Genomic DNA, 20,806 nt, shown 5'->3' with positions numbered 1-20,806 from the left:
ATGGGACGATGAGCATCATCCTGCACGGGGTGGCCATAGGCGGCGGCATTGCCATTGGCCGCGCCCATTTGATTTCGCGCAGCATGGACGATGTCGCGCATTATCTGCTGGACGACGAGGAAGTCCCGGCGGAATTGGCGCGTTTCGACGAAGCGATTCGCGACACCCGCAAAGAGCTGGAAATGCTGTGGGGCAGCATTCCTGAGAACGCGCCGGCGGAGCTGGGCGCCTTCCTGTCTTTGCACATCATGCTGTTGGGCGACGTCACCATCTCGCGCGAGCCGCGCGAAATCATAGAGAAACAGCGCTGCAACGCCGAGTGGGCGTTGAAGCTGCAATGCGAGTCCTTGGTCGAGCAATTCGACGCGATCGAGGAAGACTATCTGCGCGAACGCAAGAACGATGTGCTGCAAGTGGTGGAGCGCATCTTCAAGAACCTGGACGGCGACGTGCCGCAGCTGCCGGCGCCGGAGGATCTGGTCGACGACCACATTCTGGTGGCGCACGATCTGTCGCCGGCCGACATGGTCTATTTCAAGGATTCCAACTTCGCCGCCTTCATCACCGACGTGGGCGGCGCCACCTCGCATACCGCGATTTTGGGGCGCAGCCTGGACCTGCCGTCGGTGATCGCCCTGCATCATTCGCGCGAACTGATCCGCGAAGACGAGCTGATCGTCGTCGACGGCTTGCAAGGCGTGGTGATCATCAATCCGGACGATTTGGTGCTGGCGGAGTATCGACGCCGGCTGCGCGCCTGGCGCGACGCAAGGCGCAAGCTGTCGTCCATCCGCAAATCCAACGCCAAGACCCAGGACGGCACCGCGATCGAACTGCTGGCCAATATCGAGCTGCCGCAGGACGTGGAAGACGTGCGCAAGTCCGGCGCGGTGGGCGTGGGCCTGTTCCGCAGCGAATTCCTGTTTCTGGGACGCGACACCTTGCCGGACGAGGACGAGCAGTACGAGGCCTACCGGCACGTGGCGGAAACCCTGAAGGGTTTGCCGGTGACCATACGCACCATGGATCTGGGCGCGGACAAGAATCCGAAATGGCTGAACCACGCGGTGGCGGACAATCCGGCGCTGGGCCTGACCGGCATCCGTCTATGCTTGGCCGAGCCGCTGATGTTCCGCGCGCAGCTGCGGGCGCTGCTGCGCGCCTCGGTGCACGGCAAGATCAAGGTTCTGTTCCCCATGGTCAATTCCTTGCCGGAGCTGAAGCAGGCGCTGGCGCAGTTCGAATACGCGAAGCAGGAGCTGCGCGAGGAAAACATCGCCTACGCCGAGGACATCGAAGTGGGCGCGATGATTGAAATCCCGTCGGCGGCGCTGGTGGTGGGCAGCTTTCTCAAGCATATCGATTTTCTCTCGGTGGGCACCAACGATTTGATCCAGTACACGCTGGCGATCGACCGCAACGACGACTCGGTCAGTCACTTGTACGACCCCATCCATCCGGCGGTGCTGAAACTGATCCTGCACACCATCAAGGCCGGCATCAAGGGCGGGGTGCCGGTGTCGGTGTGCGGCGAGATGGCCGGCGACGCCCGGCTGACGCGTTTGTTGCTGGGCATGGGCCTGCGCAAGTTCTCCATGCATCCGGCCAACCTGCTGGCGGTCAAGCAACAGGTGCTCAATACCCACCTGGATCAGATCGCGCCGATTACGGCGCGCATGCTTAGAAGCGAAGACCCTGATAAAATCGCCGATCTTTTGCAACAATTGAATGCCGAGCCGGGTGTCTGATCCGGCTTTTTCCTTTCTTATGCTGAACGATCCCATCGACCTGAACGCCGTGCGGCGGGTGCTGGTCATCAAGCTGCGCCACCACGGCGACGTGCTGCTGACTTCTCCGCTGTTTTCCGCGCTGCAACAGCAGGCGCCGCATCTGGAGATCGACGCGCTGGTTTACCACGACACCCGGGAAATGCTGAGTCTGCATCCGGCTATCGCGCAACTGCACACCATAGATCGCGGCTGGAAAAAACGGGGGCCGCTGGGCCAGGCCCGGGCCGAACTGGCCCTGCTGAGCCAGTTGCGCGCCCGCGGCTACGATCTGGTGATCACGCTGACCGAGCATAATCGCGGCGCCTGGCTGGCGCGCCTGCTTGCGCCGCGCTGGTCTGTGGGCCCGCAGGGCCCTTACGGCCGCTTCTTCAAAAAGAGCTTCACCCACCGTTATTTGCAGGTGCCGGGCAATCGCCGCCACACGATTGAAATTCATCTGGACGCCTTGCGGCGCATCGGCGTGTATCCGGACGCAAGCCAGCGCGAGCTGGTTCTGGTGCCGGGGCACAACGCCGAGGCCACGCTGGCGGCCAAGCTGGCCGAGCGCGGTCTGCGGCCCGGCGCTTACATCCTGGTGCATCCGACCTCGCGCTGGTCGTTCAAGAGCTGGCCGGCGGAGAAAATGAGCGCCTTGATCGACGCCTTGAGCGCGCGCGGCGAACAACTGGTCTTGTCGGCCGCGCCGGGCGCGGAAGAAATGGCGATGATCGCCGACATCGAAGCGCGGCTGGAACGGCCGGTGGCCAGTCTGGCCGGCGCGCTGAGCTTGAAGGAGTTGGCGGCGGCGATAGACCAGGCGCGTTTGTACATCGGCGTGGATTCGGTGCCCATGCATATCGCCTCGGCGATGAAAACGCCGTGCGTGGCCTTGTTCGGGCCATCTGGCGATATCGAATGGGGGCCGTGGCAGGTGCCGCACCGCGTGGTGTCCGAGCCCATGCCCTGTCGCCCCTGCGGCAACGCCGGTTGCGGCGGAGGCTGGCAAAGCGAATGCCTGCAGCGCATCGATGTGGACACGGTGCTGGCGGCGGTGGATGCGGTCTTGAAGGAAAGCGCATGAAGCGGCTGGCGATTATCCGGCAGAAGTACAATCCGGCGGGCGGCGCGGAACGCATCGTCAGCGCCATCGTCAAGCAATTGCAGACCGGCGGCGAGTTCCGTCCGCTATTGATCAGCCGCAATTGGGAGAGCCTGCCGGGCGTGGAAACGCTGCGGGTCAAGCCGTTTTATCTCGGCAGCGTCTGGCGCGACTGGAGCTTCGCCCGCGCCGCGCGCGCCGCATGGACGCAGGCCGGCGCCGATCTGGTTCAGTCGCACGAGCGCATTCCCGGCTGCCATGTGTTCCGCGCCGGCGACGGCGTGCACGCGGCCTGGCTGGACGCGCGGCTGGAAGGCCGGCCCTGGTGGCGGCGGCTGAGCACCTTTTGCAATCCTTACCACCATTTCATGCTGCGCACCGAGCGCGCGATGTTCCGGCATCCGGCTTTGCGCGCGGTGATTTGCAATTCGGCCTTGGTGCGCGACGATGTGGTTGGCCGTTTCGGCGTGGATCCGAAGCGCTGCGCGGTGATCCACAACGGCGTGGACAGCGGGTTTTTCAATCCGGCGGCGGCGCGCGAGCAGAGGGCGGCGCTGCGCGAGCGTTACGGCATTCCGCCGGAGGCGCCGACGCTGGTCTACGTGGGGTCCGGTTTCGAGCGCAAGGGCGTGGCGCAGGCGCTGCGCGCCGTCGCGCCGCACGCCGCCGTGCATCTGGTGGTGGTGGGCGGAGACAAGAAGCTGGCGCGCTATCAGCGGCTGGCGGCCCGGCTGGGCCTGTCCGAGCGCGCGCACTTCACCGGTCCGCAGCGCGATGTGCGCAGCCATTACGGGCTGGCGGACGGCTTCATCCTGCCGACGCTGTACGAGCCGTTTGGCTCGGTGGTGATCGAGGCGATGGCCTGCGGTTTGCCGGTGCTGACCAGCACGCGTTGCGGTGGCGCGGAGCTGCTGGAGCCGGGCGTCACCGGCTGGTTGGCCGCGGCGGGAGACGCCGCCGCTTGGCAAGACAATGTGGCGGCCTGGCTGGCCGCGCGCGCGGACTGGCCGCGCAGCGGCGAGCTTGCGCGCGCGCGGGTGGCGGGGTTGAGCGAGGGCGCTATGGTGGCGCAGATGCTGGCCTTGTACCGGGAGCTGTCGCTTGGCGACGGCGAAGGCGGGGCCGGAGAATGAGGCCGGGACGCTTTCCCGGACGCTTGCTGATTTTCACGGCGCTGTTGCTGAGGCTGCCCTGGCAATGGCTGCGCCGCAAGCCGGATCCCGAGCGCACGCGTCGGGTATTGATCCTGCATCAGTTTCTGCTGGGCGACGCCTTGATGGCGACCAGTCTGTTGGCCAAGGCGCGCGAGCGTTTTCCCAAGGCGGAGATCGTGCTGGCCTGTCCGCCGGGACAAGCGCCGCTGTATGCGTCGCGGCCGTACGGCATTCGGCCGCTGCCCTGGCAGCCGCGCGACTTCGCCTCGATTCGGCGCTTGTTCGCCGAGGCGCGTTTCGATATCGCCTACCTGATGGGCGAAAACCGGCTCAGCTTTCTCGCCCGTGCGATAGGCGCCCGCTGGATCGTGGGCTTTGCCGGCGAAACGCCGCGCTATAAAAACTGGCTGCTGGACGAGGCGGTGGCGTACGCCGGGCAGCCGGAAGCCTGGACCGATACCGCCGCGCGCTTGATCGACGGACCCGAGCCCCAGCCGTTTCGTTTGCGGGATTGGCCGGTAGCGGCTGAAGGGCTGCCGCCCTTGCCGCCGCGTTTCGTCGTACTGCACGTGGGCGCGAGTTCGGCGACCCGCTTCTGGCCCGTGGCCAGTTGGAATCAGGTCGCGGCCACGGCTCGGGCTTGCCGTTGCGTGGTGTTGTGGTCGTGCGGGCCAGGGGAGCAGCATCTGCTATCGGCCGTCGAGCTGGGGCCGGACGATATCGTCATGGCCGGCACGCTGAGCCTGGCGCAATTGCGCGCCGTCTTGAGCCGCGCCCGCGCCTGCGTGTGTCCGGACACCGGCATCGCGCATCTGGCCAAAGTGGCGGGCGCGCCCTTGCTGATGTTGTTCGGGCCGGGCAGCGAGACCTTGTTCGGCGCGAGCCGGTTTTTCGCCGGCTTCGCCTGCGTCGGCGTCGGCCCGGCGTGGTTTCCTTGCCGCAATCAGCGCAGCGTGCATTATCGCGATGTCGATTGGGCCTTGCGTTGTTTCAGAAAATTTGGCGATCAGGCCGGCGAATGCCGCCAGGCGCAGTGTATGGCGGCGCTGCCTGCCGGGCAGGTGGCCGAAACTTTGGAAAAACTTCTGCATGAATGATCATCTGAGCATAGAGCCGCGCTGGCATAGCCGTTTGGCCATCGGCCTGTCCTTGTTGTTTCTGACCTTGGCCAGCGTGTCTCATACGATTGCGCTGCGTTATGTGATCCTGTTGTTGATGCTGGTTCTGGTGGCGAAAGACTATCCCGAACTCAAACGCCACTGGCGCGAGCAGCGCGGGCCTGTCGCGGCCATCGGCGCGTTCCTGCTGTTCGCCTGGCTGCATAGCGTGTCGCTCTCGATGTGGCCGGAAGCCTCCGCCGGCGAGTTCCGCAGCCAGCTATTGATGGGTGGCTTGTGGTTTGTGGCGGGCCTGGCTTTGTTCCGCCCCCCTCGGCGCTGGACGATTTCGGACTTGGTCATCCTCGCCGGTTGCGTCTTGGCCTTGACCGAGTTTAGCCATGGTGCTTATGTCTATCTGACTACGGGCTTGTGGCCGTATAACGAGGTGTACACCACCGCTACCAAGTTGGAATTCACCTTCTTCATGAACTTTGTACTGGCCTTCGTCGTGGCCGCGTTTTGCTTTGGACAACGCGGGACCCATCCGCTCACGCGCTTTCCCCGCTGGGCGCTATGCTTGGCTGCGGCTTTGATTCTGTTTGTCAGCCTCAAGGCGGGCGCGCGCAATGGCATGATCGGTCTTGTCTATCTGATGTTGTCCATGCTGCTGGTGTACTCCGTGTTTGAAGGGCTGAAGATAGGCTGGGGCAAGACTTTGCTTATCGCCGGCGTGGTCCTGGCCGCGGCGGGCAGCATCGCCGCGTATACGATCAAGCAGGATAGCCGGAATCAAGTATTTGTAGAGTCGGCGGCTGCCGGATGGCACTATGCCGACACCAAGGCCTGGCTGCGGATGGAGCCCTATCCTAAGTTGTCAAATGGCATGCCGGTAGATGATTCTGCTTATGAGCGAGTGGCCTGGATTCACAGCGGCCTGGACCTCATCGCGGCCAAGCCCATGGGTTATGGCTATAGCCGCAACGCCTTCACCAATGCGCTGACGGCGACGGGGCACCCCAATCAGGTGGGCCACAGCCACAGCGGTTTCATCGACCTTGGCGTGGGCCTGGGCGTGATCGGCGTCGCGCTGTGGCTGGCGTTTTGCGGCGTGCTGATCTGGACCGGCTATCGGGCCTTCCGTCTGCGCCGCGACACCTTGGGTCTGGTCTTGATGTTGGTGACCTGCGGCTTTCTTGGACGCATGTTGCTGGAAAGCGTGAACAAGGATCATATGCTGCATCTCTTCTTGTTTACCGCCGCCGCTTTGCTGGCGGAGTTGAGACAGCGGGAGAAAGGCGCCGCGCATGCGTGATTGGGTGCTGTTCACCGAGTCTTCCCCCAATGTCGGCGGGCAGGAACTGCAGTTGATGCAGCAGATGCGCCTGCTGGGAGAGCGCGGTTTTCGTACGGTGCTGGCCTGCCGGCCGCAGACGCGAGTGATGGAGGTGGCTTGTCAACGCGGGCTGGAGGTGCTGCCGCTGCGCTTTCGCAACAGCCTCCACATGCCGTCCATCTTGGCCTTGAGCGCTTGGATGCGCCGTCATCGTCCGCGGCTGTCCATTTGCCACAGCGGCCACGACAGCAATAATCTGGCCATTGCCGCGCGGCTAATGGGGCGCGGCCGGCCCTTTCTGCTGCGCTCGCGCACTTATCAGCCGGGTCAGGCGTCGGCCTGGAGCTATAACCAGCTGATGGACGCGACCATGTTGCCCAGCGCCTATCTGAAGCGTTGTTTGCTGGAGAATCCGGCCATCCGCCCTGAAAAGCTGCATGTGGTCTATCCCGGCATCGATTTCTCCGCCTTGGATCAGGCCGCCGCGCAGCCCTTGCCGGCGGAGCTGGAGCAATGGCTGTCCCGTTCCTCCGGCCCTCTGCTGGTGCAGGCGGCGATGTTGCGCGGTGAGAAGGGGCACAGGACGGTGTTGGCGGCCTTGGACTTGCTGAGAGACAAGTGGCCGGACGCGCGTTATCTGATTGCCGGAGAAGGGCCGGAGCAGCAGGCGATCACCGGGTTGGCGCGGCAGTTGGGTTTGCAGGATAGAGTGTTGTTGGCCGGGGTGGTGAGTCCGGTGGCCGCCTTGTTGGCGCGCGCCGACCTGGTGTTGATGCCGTCCAGCTACGAGCCGCTGGGCATGTCGCAGATCGAGGCGCTGGGCCTGGGCGTGCCGGTGATCGCCAGCGACACCGGCGGCATTCCCGAGACCATGTGCAATGGCGAAACCGGCGTGTTGGCGCTGCCGGAGGACAGCGCCGCCTGGGCCGCGGCGATCGACCAGGCGCTGAGTCGGCCGGAGATGATGAAAGCCTGGGCGCAAGCCGGACGCGTCGATGTGCGCTCCCGCTTCGCGCCGGAGCGGAACGTGCGGCGGATCCTGGAACTCAGCGGCCTGGATGCGCCGGGGATTTGACGACTGGCTTGATGACCGCCCGCGGACGCGGGCGTTGGATGATAGGAACGAATGAAGAATTCTTTGCAAAGCAACTGGGCGATTTATCGCCGTTTGCTGGGATATTTGGGCCGTTACTGGAAGGTCTTCCTGATCTCGCTGGTGTCGATGACGGTGGCGGCCTTGACCGAGCCGGCCTTCGCCCGCCTGATGAAGCCCTTGATCGACAGCGGTTTCGTCAACCGTGATCCGCATGCGATCGCCTGGGTGCCCTTGGCCATCATCGGCGTGTTCGCGGTGCGCGGCGTCACCAGCTTTATCAATGAATACACCTCCAGCTGGTTGACCGGCCACTTGGTGCAGACGCTGCGGGAACAGATGTTCGCCAAGATGCTGCGTCTGCCGGTGCAATACTATGCCGACAACCAGTCTGGCCGTCTGGTGTCGCGGATTTCCTACGACGTCAACCAGGTGACCGAAGCCGGCTTCAGCGTGATCACGGTCACGGTCAAGGACGGCGTCACCGCGGTCAGCCTGCTGGCCTGGCTGCTGTATATAGACTGGCAGCTGACCTTGATCTGCTTGCTGGTGCTGCCGATTGTGTCCCTGTGCATGCGGGTGGTGGGCAAGCGCCTGCGCAATCTATCGCGTGAGAACCAGCAGAATATGGCCATGTTGACCCAGGTGCTGGGCGAGGGCATCAGCTGCCAGCGCGTGATCAAGGTCTATGGCGGCGAAGCGCGCGAGAGCGAGCGTTTTCAGCAGGCGGCGGCGGCCATCCGCCGCAACGCGGTCAAGCAGAGCGCGGCCACATCCGCCAACACCGGCATCACGCAGTTGATGATTGCCTGCGCGTTGGCCGCCATCCTGTATTTCGCCACGCTGCGAGCCCAGGGCGGCGCTTTCACCGCTGGCGATTTCATGTCCTTTCTGACCGCGATGATGTTGTTGTTCGCGCCGGTCAAGCGCATCACCGGCATTGCCCAGGCGATGCAACGCGGCTTGGCGGCGGCGGAGTCGGTCTTCGATTTTCTCGATCTGCCGGAAGAGCCCGATTATGGCCGCACCGCCTTGCCGCGCACGCGCGGCAAGCTGCAGCTCTCGGGGGTGAACTTCCGCTATCCGACGGCGGAGCGGCAGGTGCTGCGCGATATCAATCTGCAGGTCCATCCCGGCGAGACCGTCGCCCTGGTGGGCTCGTCCGGCAGCGGCAAAACCACCTTGGTCAGCCTGATTCCGCGGTTTTACGATCCGGACGGCGGCGAGATCCGTCTGGACGATGTGCGCCTGCAGGACATGCCCTTGAGCGATCTGCGCCGGCATATCGCCATGGTCAGCCAGGACGTGGTGCTGTTCAACGACAGCGTGGCGGCCAATATCGCCTACGGCGAAGCCTCGTTCAGTCGCGAGGCGGTGGTGGAGGCCGCGCGCGCGGCCAATGCGCTGGAGTTCATCGAGGCGATGCCGGAAGGGTTCGATACCCTGATTGGCGAAAACGGCGTGCGTCTGTCCGGCGGACAGCGTCAGCGGCTGGCGATTGCCCGCGCTTTGTTGAAGAATGCGCCCTTGCTGATTCTGGACGAGGCGACTTCGGCGCTGGACACCCAGTCCGAACGGCTGGTGCAGAGCGCGCTGGAAAATCTGATGAAGAACCGCACCACCATTGTGATCGCCCATCGGCTGTCGACGATAGAGAACGCCGACCGCATCGTGGTGATGCATCAGGGCGAGATCGCCGAAGAGGGCTCGCACGCGCAGTTGCTCGCGCGCGACGGGCTCTACGCCAAGCTGCACAGCCTGCAGTTCAAGGACGAGGACGCCGCCGCGGATTGAGCGGGCGCTGCGACGAAATCAAGCCGGCCAGGGCGGGAGCCATGGCCGGCTTGACTGCATCGAGGACTCAGAACGCGTTTACGACTCGCAAGCTAAGACGTCAGAGTTTGATTTCGAACAGCGGATCTTGCGGCGCCAGCCGACGGCCGTTTTCCTGAATGGTGTGCCAGACCGGCTGGCCTTGCACTTGGGATTGAACGTCGCGCGCCAGCGAGCAATAGGCTTCGCGATTACATTCGCTGGAATAGGCCCGCAACAAGGTGACCTTGGCCGGCAGATCATCCGGATTGTCTCGCAGCGAATCTTTCAGCACCCGCACCGCGTCGCGGGTGCGGCCGTAGGCGAGAAAAACCTCCGCCTCGCCCACCGGATCGATGCCACGTTGGCACGGCTTGGTGTAACGTACTTTCTTCCATAAGAATCGCAGGGCGTAATATCCCGCCATCAGTCCAAAACTGGCGGCAAACGCGCTCAACGCTACCATGTGGCTTCTCCCCTTCCGCTTTGCAACGACTTGGCCTCGCCGGCGGCTCCCCGACATTGTGCGCTCTGGCTTCAAGCTTTGCGCGGGGTGTCCCTGCCGGCCTTCTCCATCTCCAGTAGATTCATTATTCTGATGAAGCGGCGCAAGCGGCAATCCGTAGAAATCCTTATTGAATCTGTACCGATGCTGTTTGAACGCTAACTATTATTGTTCAGTATTTTCTCGAGTATCGCAGAGGGCAGGCCGGCCTGAATAGTGGCTTGGCCCAGTTGTTGTAATAGTACGAACCGGATGGTGCCGGCTTCCACCTTCTTGTCGTGGCTCATCAGCTCCAGCCAGCGCGCCAGCGGCATCTGCGGGCTCTTGACAGGCAGGCCGGCGGCGGCCACTAGGCTGCGCACGCGTTCGACGTCGGCGGCGGACAGCCAGCCCAATTCGGCGGACGCGGCGGCGGCCAGCACCATGCCGGCGCCTATGGCTTCGCCATGCAGCCAGACGCCGTAGCCCAGGCCGGCCTCGATGGCGTGGCCGAAGGTGTGGCCCAGGTTGAGCAGCGCGCGCACGCCGTGCTCTTTTTCATCCTGGCCGACGATGTCTGCCTTCATCTCGCAGCTGCGCTTGACCGCGTGCTGCAGCGCGTCGGGATCGCGCGCGCGCAGGCGCGGCATATTGTCCTCCAGCCAGCCGAGGAAGGCGACGTCGCCCAGCAGGCCGTACTTGATCACCTCGGCGAGGCCGGCGGACAGCTCGCGTTCTGGCAGCGTATCCAGCAGCGACATATCGGCGATCACCGCCTTGGGCTGGTAGAACGCGCCTACCATGTTCTTGCCCTGAGGATGGTTGATCGCGGTCTTGCCGCCGACCGAGGAGTCGACCTGCGCCAGCAAGGTGGTGGGGATCTGGATGAAGGGCGCGCCGCGTTGATAGCAGGCGGCGGCGAAGCCGGTCATGTCGCCGATGACGCCGCCGCCCAGCGCGATCAGGGTGGTCTTGCGTTCGGCGTTGCGCGACAGCAGCGCGTCGAAAATCAGGTTGAGCGTGTTCCAGTCCTTGTGCCGCTCGCCATCCGGCAAGACGACGCTGAAGGAGTCAATCCGGTGTTTGGCCAGCGCCTGTTGCAGCCGGGCCAGATACAGCGGCGCCACGGTCTCGTTGCTGACGATGGCGACCTTGGGCAGGGGCAGATGGGGAAGCAGCAACTCGACCTGTTCCAGCAAGTCCCGGCCAATGTGAATCGGGTAACGGGTGTCGGGCAGGATCAGGTCGAGGGTAATCACAATCAGCTTCCTTGTTCGGGGCGGTGTTTGGGGGGGAGGCCGGCCAATTGCTCTATCAGGCGGGCAACCAGCAGGCTGACATTCTGCTGAGTGGTGTCGACGACGATGTCGGCCACCTCGCGATATAAGGGGTCTCGCTCGTGGAACAGGCTTTCCAGCTTGGCCCTGGGGTCGGCGATCTGCAGCAGGGGACGGTTCTTGTCGTGCAGAGTGCGGGCCAGCAAATCGTCTATCGTGGCGCGCAGATAGATGACGGTGCCGTGCGCCGCCAGGCAGGCGCGGTTTTGCGGACGGATGATGGCGCCGCCGCCGGTAGCCAGCACGATGTTGTCCAGGCGGGCGAGGTCGGCGATGACCGAGGTTTCCCGGTCGCGGAAGCGCAACTCGCCCTCGATATCGAAGATGGTCGCGACGCGTACGCCGGTCCTGGCCTCGATCTCGTGGTCAGAGTCGTAAAAGGTTTTGTCGGTGCGCCGCGCCAAAGCTCGGCCTACCGTGGTCTTGCCCGCGCCCATCAAGCCGACCAGAAAAAAATTGCCTGCCGGTTTCTCCATGGCAGGCATTGTAGCCGAGCTTGGCCGCGCTGTCTTTCGGCGTTGCAGCAGCGCCGGGGGCGCTGCGCAGCCGGGGTTTTATTGATTATTGCCGCTCAGGTCTTCCACCACGCGCGGCGTGATGAAGACCAGCAATTCAGTGCGGTTATCGTACTTTTGCGAGCTGCGGAACAGCGCGCCCAAGATGGGAATGTCGCCGAGCAGCGGCACTTTATTGGTGATGTCGCTAATCTGCTGCTGGTAGATGCCGCCGATCACCACCGTGCCGCCGTTCTCCACCAGCACCTGGGTGTTGACCTTCTTGGTGTCCAAGGCCGGGGTGCCACCCACGGTCAGCGTCGGGCTGACGCTGTCCTTGTTCACCTTGATGTCCAGCATCACGTGATTGTCCGGTGTGATCTGCGGTTTGACGTTCAGGCTGAGTACCGCCTTCTTGAACGAGGTGGAGGTGGCGCCGCTGGACGAGGCTTCCTGGTAGGGAATCTCGGTACCCTGTTCGATGGTGGCTTCCTGCCGGTCCGCGGTCATGATGCGCGGGCTGGAAATCACCCGGCCTTTGTTCTCGGTCTGCAGCGCCTGCAATTCCAGGCCGATGATGGCGGATTTGCCCACGCTATAGAGCGCGGTCAGTGAGCCTGCCGGGTTGGAGATCGGCAGGTTGACGCCGGGGGAAATGACATAGGGGGTTTGCGCGGCGCCGCCTACGATGCCCAGGCGGCCATTGGCGTTGGTGATGGCGTTGGTCAAGCCGCCGCCGGAAATGATGCCGGTGCTGCCGACGCGGTCGAAGGCCAGCTTGACGCCCAGGTTGCGGCTCCAGTTGTCGGTGGCCTCGACGATGCGCGCCTCGATCAGCACCTGTTTCACCGGCACATCGGTCTTGCCGATGATGTCGCGGATCTTGTCTATGGTGCTGCCGGTGTCGTTGATGATCAGGGTATTGGTCTTGGGATCGATCAGCGCGCTGCCGCGCTCGGTCAGGATGCTTTCCTTCTTACCCGTGGTGTTCGTGCCGTCCAGCACCTTCTTGAAGTCCTCCGCCGAGCGGTAGCGCAGCACGAAGGTTTCCGAGCGCACCGGCTCCAGCGTGGCCAGTTGCTGCCTGGCCTCCTGCACCTGCTTGTCGCGCGCCAGCAGTTCTTCGCGCGGCGCGATCTGGATGATGTTGCCGGCGCGGCGCTGGTCCAGGCCCTTGGTCTGCAGGATCAGGTCCAGCGCCTGGTCCCAGGGCACGTCTTTCAGTCGCAGCGTGATATTGCCGTTGACGGAATCGCTGGTGACGATGTTGAGGCCGGTGAATTCGGCGATCACCTGCAGGACGGTGCGCACTTCGATGTTCTGGAAGTTCAGCGACAGCTTGTCGCCCTTGTACTGCGGTTTCTGGTTGGCGTCGGCGCTGGCCGCGGACTCCGGCGCCGGCCGGCGGATTTCAACGACCAGCTGCCCGTCGGTCTGGTAGGAGGAGAAGTCCCAGTCTCCCTGCGGCTGAATCTGGATGCGGCTGTTGCCGCCCTGGTTGCGGGCGTCGATCTTGGATACCGGGGTGCCGAAGTCGGCAACGTCCAGCCGGCGCTGGTTCTGCCTGTCCAGCTGAGTGCCCAGCACGTCCACCAGCAATTGCTTGCCTTCGCGGCGGATGTCGACCGGGGTGTTGGCGGACGGCAGTTTGATCTCCACCCGGCCTTCGCCGTTCTTGCCGCGGCGGAAGTCCAGCGCCAGCGGCTGGGCGCCGGCGATCTGGACCGGGCTTGGGCGCGTGGCGCTTTGCGCGCTGGCGGCGGGGCGCTCCACCGGCGTGGCGGCCTGGGCGGCGCTGCCGAGATTCGGGTTCAGCGTGACCCGCAGCGTGTTGCCGGACACGCTGCTGCTGTACAGCGCGTTGCGGCTCAGGCTCAGCACCAGCCGGGAGCGGCCGTTGGCCTCCACCGCCACCGCGGATTTGACCAGCGGGCCGCCGAAGTCCTGCTGCGGCTTGGCCAGCTTTACGCTGGCGCCGGCGAAGTCGAAGGCGATGCGCGGCGGGTTGGCGATGGCGAAGCTGTTGGGCTGGACGGCGGGGCCGTCAAAGCTGACCTGCAGCACCTGCTGGTCGCCGTCGCCGTTGGCCAGCTGGATCGCGGTGATCGCCGGACCGGCGTAGGCGAAACCGAACAGCAGGGACAGGCCCAGTCCCGACAACAGTTTGATGGAGTGCTTGCTCATTTGTTTTGCCCTTGTTCGTCCAGGTACATGCTGGTGTTGCGCTGCACCCATTCTCCGTTCAAATCTTCCACGGTCTCAGTCAACTGGATGTCCGTGTCGCCGACTTTCTTGATCTGGCCGAAATTGGGGCCGACGAAATTGCCGGCCTGAACGCGGTAAATCGAGCCTTCGGGTGTGCGCACCAGGCCGTAGTTGGCGCCGCCGCGGCGGATGACGCCGACAATCTTCAACTTGTCCAGATCGTAGTTTTCCAGCGCCTCGCGCGGCCGTTTCATATCCGGCGCGTTCGCCAGGTTCTGATTCTTGGCCGCGGCGAGCTTCTGCGCGTTGAAGGGGTCGAGCAGGTCGAAGGCCTGGTAGGCGAACGGCTGGTAGGACTGCGCCTGGGGCAGCGGTTCGATCTGGCCGCGCAGGCCCTGGGTGCTGGTTTGCATCCACTGGCGCAGATCGTCGGTGTCGCCGCTGCCGCAGGCGGCAAGCAGCAAGGGCAGTAGGCAAGCGAGAGTTCTTGTCATGGGCTGTGCGGCTCACTTGTTGGGAGGGGCCGCCTGCGCGGTCCGCTCCTCGGGCTCCAGCGCGCGGAAAGTCTTGGCGGTGGCGTCCATGGTCAGGCGCGCGCCCTTGGCGTCCGGCGTCAGGCTGATGTCGGCTATGGTGACGATGCGGGACAGCTGCGCCACATCGCTGACGAAGGCTGCCAGGTCGTTATAGCTGCCGGTCAGGCGGATGGTGATCGGCACTTCCGCCATCTCGGCCGTCTTGATTTCCGGGTTGGGCCGGAACAGCTCGAACTGTAGCCCGCGTCCGATGCCGGCCTGGTTGATCTCGGTCAACAGCGTGTCCATGTTCGACTTGGTCGGCAGCTGCTTGAGCAGGGCGCCGAAGGAGGCGTCGATTTCCTTCAACTGCTGTTGCAGCGCGTCCAGGTTGACCGCCTGGCGCTTCTTGTCGACATAAGTCTGCTTGAGCTGCTCTTCCTGTTGCTTGGCGGCGTTGAGGCGGTCCAGTTCCTCGCTGAGCACGAAGAAATAACCGAGGCCGACGAAACAGGCGACCAGCAGCGCCAGCGCGATGGCCTGGCCTTGCAACGGCCAGTTGGTGATGTCCTTGGGGTCCAGCGTGCGCAATTCGTCCAGCGTCATGGCTTGGCTCCGGGTGAGGCGGGCTTGCCGGCTTTGGGCGGGGCGGCTTCGCGCAGGCTGCAGTTCAGGGTGAATTCGTTGGCGCGCTGGCCGTTGATGTTGGAGGCCTTCACTTCGACCAGCACCGGCGCGTCAAAGACGTTGGATTGGGCCAGGCTGCGCATATAGTTGGAGACCCGCGCGCCGGACAAGGCGTAGCCGGACAGCGTGAACTGGTTGCCGGCCTGCTTGAAGCTTCTCAGATAGACGCCGTCCGGGGTTTGGCGCACCAGTTGGTCGAAGACGTGCACGCCTTCGTTGCGGCCCTGTTCCAGCCGTTCCACCAGCTGTTTGCGCGACAGCAGATCGTCGCGCTGCTTTTTCAAGGTGCCGATATTCTTGATCTGGTTGTCCAGTTTGGCGATTTCACCCTGCAGGAAATCATTGCGCTGCTGCTGATGGGACAGGCGGCCGCCGATGATCAGATAGCTGAGCACCACCAGGGCCAGCGAAGCCACCAGCGTCAGGCCCAGCATCACCTGGAAGCGCAGCCGGTGCGCGGCTTTTTTCTGTTCGCGGTGGGGGAGGAGGTTGATGCGTATCATCAGTCGAACCTCCGCATGGCCAGGCCGCAGGCCACCAGCAAGGCCGGCGCGTCCATCAGCAATTCCTTGAGGCGGATGTGGCTGGACTGCACCATGGTGCTGAACGGATTGGCGATCATGGTGCTGATCTGGGTGCGGCCGGCCACCGCGTCGTCCAGGCCCGGCAGCATGCTGCAGCCGCCGGCCAGCAGGATGTAGTCGACACGCAGGTATTGCGACACGCTGACCGTGGTGTAGAAGAACTGCAGCGCGCGCTGTATCTCCTGGGCCAGAGAATCGACGAAGGGATGCATCAGTTCGGATTCATAGCCGTCCGGCAGGCTCATCCCGCGTTTGCCGCTTTCCGCCTCTTCATAGCTGATGCCGTAGCGGCGCTGGATGTCGCGCGTCAGTTGCTGGCCGCCGAACACCTGTTCGCGATAATAGACTTGCTGGTTGTTGCGGATGACGTTGCAGTGGATGCGGGTGGCGCCGATGTCGAACAGGGCGAAGGTCTGGTTCATGCCCTGTTCCGGCAATTGCTGTTCGACCTGCTCGAAGGCCGTCATCATGGCGAAGGATTCGACGTCCACCACCTGAGCGCGCAGGCCGGCCATCTCCACCACCGCCACGCGCTCCTCCACCTTCTCTTTGCGGGCGGCGCAGAGCAGCACTTCCAGATCGTCGATGCTGGACGGCGCCGGGCCCAGCACCTGATGGTCCAGATTCACCTCTTCCAGCGGGAAGGGAATGCTCTGATTGGCTTCGGATTCGATCAATTCCGCCAGGTTGTCGGTCTGGCTGACCGGCACCAGCAGCTTCTTGTAAATCGCCATCGCCGTGGGGATGGCGATGGCGACGTGGCGGGTGGGGCTGCCCAGCCGTTTCCAGGCGCGGCGCAGGGTTTCCGCGATGCCCTCGATATCCACCAGATTGCCGTCGCTGATCGCGTCCTTGGGCAAGGCTTCGATCACATAGCGTTCGACCTGGCAGTTTTTCCCCGAGCGTGAAAGCTCCACCAGTTTGACGGCGGTGCTGCTGATATCCAGTCCCAACATTGGAACATTTTTAGCCTTAGCCAATCCAAGTTGTTCTAGCCAGGGAGGGGCGGCTTTGAGTTTGTCGATGAGCATCAGGTGCCTCGATTGGTCCTATGCGACAGTTTTTTGGCCTGTCGCTGCCATTGTTTGTCTTGCGTGCTTTCACAAGACGTTATAATCCGGTTTCCAGTGAAAGCCCATTGTAAATATGCTAAGACGAATCCTTGCAATACTTGCAGGTCTGTTTCTAGGTGGAGCCGTATTGGTTGCTGGCGCAGGCGCCATTGCAATCATCATAACCTACCCGCGCTTGCCGAGTCTTGATGTACTGACGGACTATCGTCCGAAAATTCCCCTTCGCGTATATTCCGCCGACAATCAACTGATAGGCGAATTCGGCGAAGAGCGTCGTTCCTTCTCCCGCATCCACGAAGTGCCGCAGCTGATGAAACAGGCGGTGATGGCGGCCGAAGACGAACGTTTCTACCAGCACAGCGGCGTCGATTACGTCGGCGTGGTGCGCGCCGCGGTCGGCAATCTGGTGTCCGGACACGCCCGTTCCGGCGCCAGCACCATCACCATGCAGGTGGCCAAGAACTTCTTCCTGTCCAGCGAGAAAACCTTTACCCGCAAGTTCAACGAAGCGCTGCTGGCCTTCAAGATCGAACACACGTTGAGCAAGGACCAGATCCTGGAGCTGTACTTCAATCAGATCTATCTGGGCCAGCGCGCCTACGGCTTCTCCGCCGCGGCCCAGGCCTATTACGGCAAGCCGCTGGCGGATCTGTCCGTGGCGGAAATGGCGATGCTGGCCGGCCTGCCCAAGGCTCCGTCCGCCTACAACCCCATCGTCAATCCGGACCGCGCCCGTCTGCGTCAGCAATACGTGTTGCGCCGGATGCGCGAGCTTAATTTCATCACCCAGGAGCAATACGACGCCGCCTTGGCCGAGCCGATGAAGCTGGCCAGCCAGAGCGCCGACAGCAGCAGCCAGCCGGCGCAGTATGTGGCGGAAATGGTGCGCCAGGCGATGTACGAGCGCTATCGCGAATCGGCGTATACCGAAGGCTTCAAGGTCTACACCACCCTGGACAGCCGCCATCAGAAATGGGCGTACGACGCCCTGCGCGCCGGCCTGGTGGATTACGACCGCAAAATGGGTTATCGCGGCCCGGAAAGCACGGTGGAACTGTCCGGCGTCGAAGGCGAGCAGCAGACCGAAGCGCTGGACGACGCCATCAGCGAACTGCGCGACAGCGGCGACATGCTGCCGGCCATCGTGCTGTCCGCCAGTCCGTCGGAAGTGCGCGCCTATATGCGCGGCGGCAAGGTGGCGGTGATCAAGGGCAACGGCCTGGACTTCGCGCGCCGCGCGCTGGGCGGCAAGGTCAGCGCCGCGCAGCAGATCCGCCGCGGTTCGGTGATCCGCATCCGCGCGCATGAAAAAGGCTATTGGGAAATCGTGCAGATGCCGGAAGTGGAAGGCGCCTTTGTGTCCATGGACACCCGCAGCGGCGCGATCCGCGCCTTGGTGGGCGGCTTCGACTTCAACCGTCGCAGCTTCAACCATGTGACCCAGGCCTGGCGTCAGCCCGGTTCCACCTTCAAGCCCTTCATCTACTCCGCCGGCATCGAGCGCGGCCTGACGCCGTCCACGATGATCAACGACGCGCCGCTGTCGGTGGTGGGCGCGGACGGTCAGCGCTGGGAGCCCAAGAACGACAACGGCAAATTCGCCGGCATGATCACCATGCGCACCGGCCTGACCCAGTCCAAGAACCTGGTGTCGGTGCGGGTGCTGATGGCCACCGGCACCGATTACGCCCAGCAGTACATCCAGCGTTTCGGCTTCGCCGCCAAGCAGCATCCGGCCTATCTAACCATGGCGCTGGGCGCCGGCGCGGTGACGCCGCTGCAAATGGTGGAGGGCTACTCGGTGTTCGCCAACGGCGGTTACCGCAGCAAAGGTTATTTCATCGACCGCATCGAAGACCAGTCCGGCCGCGTGCTGGCCAAGACCGTGCCCACCGTCGCCGGTCAGAACGCGCCGCAGGCGATAGACCCGCGCAACGCCTTCATCATGAGCTCCATGCTCAAGGATGTGGTGCGCTACGGCACCGGCTACCGCGCGATGAGCCTGGGCCGCACCGATCTGGCCGGCAAGACCGGCACCACCTCGGATTGGAAGGACGCCTGGTTCGTCGGCTACAACCCCAATCTGGTGGCCGCGGCCTGGGTGGGCTTCGATCAGCCGCGCTCGCTGGGCCGTTACGGCTACGGCGGCACCGCGGCGCTGCCGGTATGGATCAACTACATGGCCAACGCGCTCAAGGGCCAGCCGGAAGTGGACATGCCGGTGCCGGAAGGCCTCGTGGTCAAGGCCGGCGCCGGCCAGCGCGGCGGCGACGAGTACTACTACGAAGAGTTCCAGAAGACCAATCCGGAGCTGAAAGTGGACAACCACGGCGCGGTGCCGGGCGCAGGCGGCGACGCCAGCGGCGGCGCCAGCGAGACGCCGGACAAGCCGGCCGCTCAGGATGCGGTGGAGAACGTCAAAGACCAGCTGTTCTAAGAACGTATTTACGATCTCGCGAGCTAAGGCGAGACAAGGCGAAAACGGCTGAGAAAGCGGAATGTACACGTGGTACATGAGCATTTCGAAGATGGTTTCAACGCCGTATCGCCGACGCGCAGCAGATCGTAAACAGGTTCTAAAAACGTGTTCCATTCAATGCTGCATAGCCCCGCCTTCCGGCGGGGCTTTTTCTTGGCGTCGGCTCAGATCACGCCTTGCGCCAGCATCGCCGCGGCCACCTTGCCGAAGGCCGCCACATTGGCGCCGCGGGCGTAGTCGACGGCGCCGTCCGGCTGGCCGCCATGCCGCACGCAGGCCTCGTGAATCTCCTCCATGATCCGGCGCAGCCGGGCGTCCACTTCCTGAGCGCTCCAGGGCAGGTGGGTGGCGTTCTGGCTCATTTCCAGGCCGGACACCGCCACGCCGCCGGCGTTGGACGCCTTGCCGGGCGCGTACAGCGCGCCGGCCCGCTGGAAGCGCTGCGCCGCCTGGGCGGTGCAAGGCATATTGGCGCCTTCCGCCACGCAGCAGCAGCCGTTGGCCAGCAAGGCCTCCGCGTCGTCGGCGTCTAGCTCGTTTTGCGTGGCGCAGGGCAGGGCGATGTCGCAGCGCAGACCCCATGGCCGCTGCCCAACGAGAAAGTCCAGGCCGTGGTCGGCGGCGAAGGCGGCCAGCCGGCCGCGGCGCTGATGCTTATGCTCGATCAAGGCCGCCAGCAAGTCTGGGCTCAGACCGTCCGGCAGGCTGAGCGCGCCTTCCGAATCCGACAAGCTGACCACCCGGACGCCGAGCGCCAGCAGCTTTTCCGCCGCGTACAGCGCGACGTTGCCGGAGCCGGACAAGGCTGCGCGTTTGCCGGCCAGCGCCTGCCCGCGCGTGGCCAGCATGCGTTCGACGAAATACGCCAAGCCGTAGCCGGTGGCCTCCGGCCGCATCAGGCTGCCGCCGTAGCTGGGGCCTTTGCCGGTGAAAACGCCGGAAAACTGATTGCTCAGCCGCTTGTGCTGCCCGAACAGATAGCCGATCTCGCGCGCGCCAACGCCGATGTCGCCGGCCGGCACATCGGTCTCGGCGCCGATGTGGCGGAACAGCTCGCTGGCGAAAGCCTGGCAGAAGCGCATCACCTCGCCCTCGCTCTTGCCCTTGAGGTCGAAGTCCGCGCCGCCCTTGGCGCCGCCCAGCGGCAGGCCGGTCAAGGCGTTCTTGAAGGTTTGTTCGAAAGCCAGGAATTTCAGCGTGCCCAGCGTCACCGAGGGATGAAAGCGCAGACCGCCCTTGTACGGCCCCAGCGCGCTGTTCATCTGCACCCGGTAGCCGCGGTTGACCTGGACGCGGCCGTGATCGTCCACCCAGGACACGCGGAACAGAATGACGCGCTCCGGCTCCAGCAGCCGTTCCAGCAGGCCATGGTCGAAGTGGTGCGGATGGCGGCTGAGGAAATCGTCCAGGCTGTGCAGCACTTCCGCCGCCGCCTGATGGAATTCGAACTGTTCCGGGTCGCGCAGGCGGACCCGGTCCAATAAAGTTTGCAGAGCATGATGCATGGACAAGACCTTTGGTCTGGCGGGCCGCGCAGGCGTCGGCGGCCCTGTGTTGTCATGGGTCGGGTAAAGAGCGGTCCGCAGCG

The 20,806-nt window shown here is 64.0% G+C and carries 17 protein-coding genes; 8 read left to right on the top strand and 9 right to left on the bottom strand.

Features of this window, described 5'->3' with window-relative positions; all coding sequences use genetic code 11:
* The first annotated feature begins 8 nt into the window (after window positions 1-8).
* The 7 genes from ptsP to msbA are packed head-to-tail and all read left to right on the top strand — an operon-like array spanning window position 9 to window position 9,342.
* Window positions 9-1,748: a phosphoenolpyruvate--protein phosphotransferase gene (ptsP, locus tag DB032_RS18350; RefSeq protein ID WP_107800734.1), complete on the top strand. Its 1,740-nt coding sequence runs from the start codon at window positions 9-11 to the stop codon at window positions 1,746-1,748.
* 19 nt (window positions 1,749-1,767) lie between these two features.
* Complete coding sequence (rfaQ, locus tag DB032_RS18345) at window positions 1,768-2,850, top strand: putative lipopolysaccharide heptosyltransferase III (RefSeq protein WP_107801982.1); 1,083 nt, start codon at window positions 1,768-1,770, stop codon at window positions 2,848-2,850.
* Window positions 2,847-4,001: a glycosyltransferase family 4 protein gene (locus DB032_RS18340; RefSeq protein WP_107800733.1), complete on the top strand. Its 1,155-nt coding sequence runs from the start codon at window positions 2,847-2,849 to the stop codon at window positions 3,999-4,001. Before rfaQ ends, DB032_RS18340 begins: the two co-directional genes overlap by 4 nt.
* Window positions 3,998-5,119: a glycosyltransferase family 9 protein gene (locus DB032_RS18335; protein ID WP_107800732.1), complete on the top strand. Its 1,122-nt coding sequence runs from the start codon at window positions 3,998-4,000 to the stop codon at window positions 5,117-5,119. Before DB032_RS18340 ends, DB032_RS18335 begins: the two co-directional genes overlap by 4 nt.
* A complete protein-coding gene (locus DB032_RS18330; RefSeq protein WP_158274350.1) occupies window positions 5,112-6,434 on the top strand; it encodes an O-antigen ligase in 1,323 nt (440 codons plus the stop codon). The genes DB032_RS18335 and DB032_RS18330 overlap by 8 nt, the downstream gene beginning before the upstream one ends.
* Window positions 6,427-7,530, top strand: coding sequence for a glycosyltransferase family 4 protein (locus DB032_RS18325; protein ID WP_107800730.1), 1,104 nt, complete (start codon window positions 6,427-6,429; stop codon window positions 7,528-7,530). The genes DB032_RS18330 and DB032_RS18325 overlap by 8 nt, the downstream gene beginning before the upstream one ends.
* Before the next feature lie 51 nt (window positions 7,531-7,581).
* Entirely contained in the window at window positions 7,582-9,342 is a 1,761-nt protein-coding gene (gene msbA / locus DB032_RS18320) for a lipid A export permease/ATP-binding protein MsbA (RefSeq protein WP_107800729.1), read from the top strand.
* 100 nt (window positions 9,343-9,442) lie between these two features.
* Here msbA and DB032_RS18315 read toward each other — a convergent pair whose 3' ends face one another.
* The 8 genes from DB032_RS18315 to DB032_RS18280 all read right to left on the bottom strand — a co-directional run bounded on the left by DB032_RS18315 (window position 9,443) and on the right by DB032_RS18280 (window position 16,622).
* A complete protein-coding gene (locus DB032_RS18315) occupies window positions 9,443-9,826 on the bottom strand; it encodes a FimV family protein (RefSeq protein ID WP_227105271.1) in 384 nt (127 codons plus the stop codon).
* A 197-nt stretch (window positions 9,827-10,023) separates the two neighbouring features.
* Window positions 10,024-11,103 (bottom strand): 3-dehydroquinate synthase, encoded by a 1,080-nt coding sequence (aroB, locus tag DB032_RS18310; protein WP_107800728.1) that lies wholly within the window; start codon window positions 11,101-11,103, stop codon window positions 10,024-10,026.
* A gap of 2 nt (window positions 11,104-11,105) precedes the next feature.
* The gene (aroK, locus tag DB032_RS18305) at window positions 11,106-11,666 is read right to left on the bottom strand and encodes a shikimate kinase AroK (RefSeq protein ID WP_107800727.1); all 561 of its coding nucleotides are present in this window, start codon (window positions 11,664-11,666) and stop codon (window positions 11,106-11,108) included.
* A 69-nt stretch (window positions 11,667-11,735) separates the two neighbouring features.
* Window positions 11,736-13,859: a type IV pilus secretin PilQ gene (pilQ, locus tag DB032_RS18300; RefSeq protein ID WP_107800726.1), complete on the bottom strand. Its 2,124-nt coding sequence runs from the start codon at window positions 13,857-13,859 to the stop codon at window positions 11,736-11,738.
* Window positions 13,856-14,374 carry a pilus assembly protein PilP gene (locus DB032_RS18295; protein WP_107800725.1) on the bottom strand — a complete coding sequence of 173 codons (519 nt, stop codon included), beginning with the start codon at window positions 14,372-14,374 and terminating at the stop codon, window positions 13,856-13,858. The genes pilQ and DB032_RS18295 overlap by 4 nt, the downstream gene beginning before the upstream one ends.
* A gap of 12 nt (window positions 14,375-14,386) precedes the next feature.
* Complete coding sequence (locus tag DB032_RS18290; RefSeq protein ID WP_107800724.1) at window positions 14,387-15,001, bottom strand: type 4a pilus biogenesis protein PilO; 615 nt, start codon at window positions 14,999-15,001, stop codon at window positions 14,387-14,389.
* Window positions 14,998-15,585, bottom strand: coding sequence for a PilN domain-containing protein (locus tag DB032_RS18285; RefSeq protein ID WP_107800723.1), 588 nt, complete (start codon window positions 15,583-15,585; stop codon window positions 14,998-15,000). The genes DB032_RS18290 and DB032_RS18285 overlap by 4 nt, the downstream gene beginning before the upstream one ends.
* Window positions 15,585-16,622, bottom strand: coding sequence for a pilus assembly protein PilM (locus tag DB032_RS18280; protein ID WP_227105261.1), 1,038 nt, complete (start codon window positions 16,620-16,622; stop codon window positions 15,585-15,587). The genes DB032_RS18285 and DB032_RS18280 overlap by 1 nt, the downstream gene beginning before the upstream one ends.
* A gap of 190 nt (window positions 16,623-16,812) precedes the next feature.
* Here DB032_RS18280 and DB032_RS18275 point away from each other — a divergent pair, with 190 nt between their 5' ends.
* The gene (locus DB032_RS18275; protein WP_107800721.1) at window positions 16,813-19,176 is read left to right on the top strand and encodes a penicillin-binding protein 1A; all 2,364 of its coding nucleotides are present in this window, start codon (window positions 16,813-16,815) and stop codon (window positions 19,174-19,176) included.
* 206 nt (window positions 19,177-19,382) lie between these two features.
* On the opposite strand, the gene gdhA is transcribed toward DB032_RS18275, so the two are convergent.
* Complete coding sequence (gdhA, locus tag DB032_RS18270) at window positions 19,383-20,723, bottom strand: NADP-specific glutamate dehydrogenase (protein ID WP_107800720.1); 1,341 nt, start codon at window positions 20,721-20,723, stop codon at window positions 19,383-19,385.
* Window positions 20,724-20,806 lie beyond the last annotated feature (83 nt).

Source organism: Chromobacterium sp. Panama (genome assembly GCF_003052555.1).
Classification (GTDB): Bacteria; Pseudomonadota; Gammaproteobacteria; order Burkholderiales; family Chromobacteriaceae; genus Chromobacterium.
This window is presented reverse-complemented; position numbering and strand designations above follow the sequence as displayed.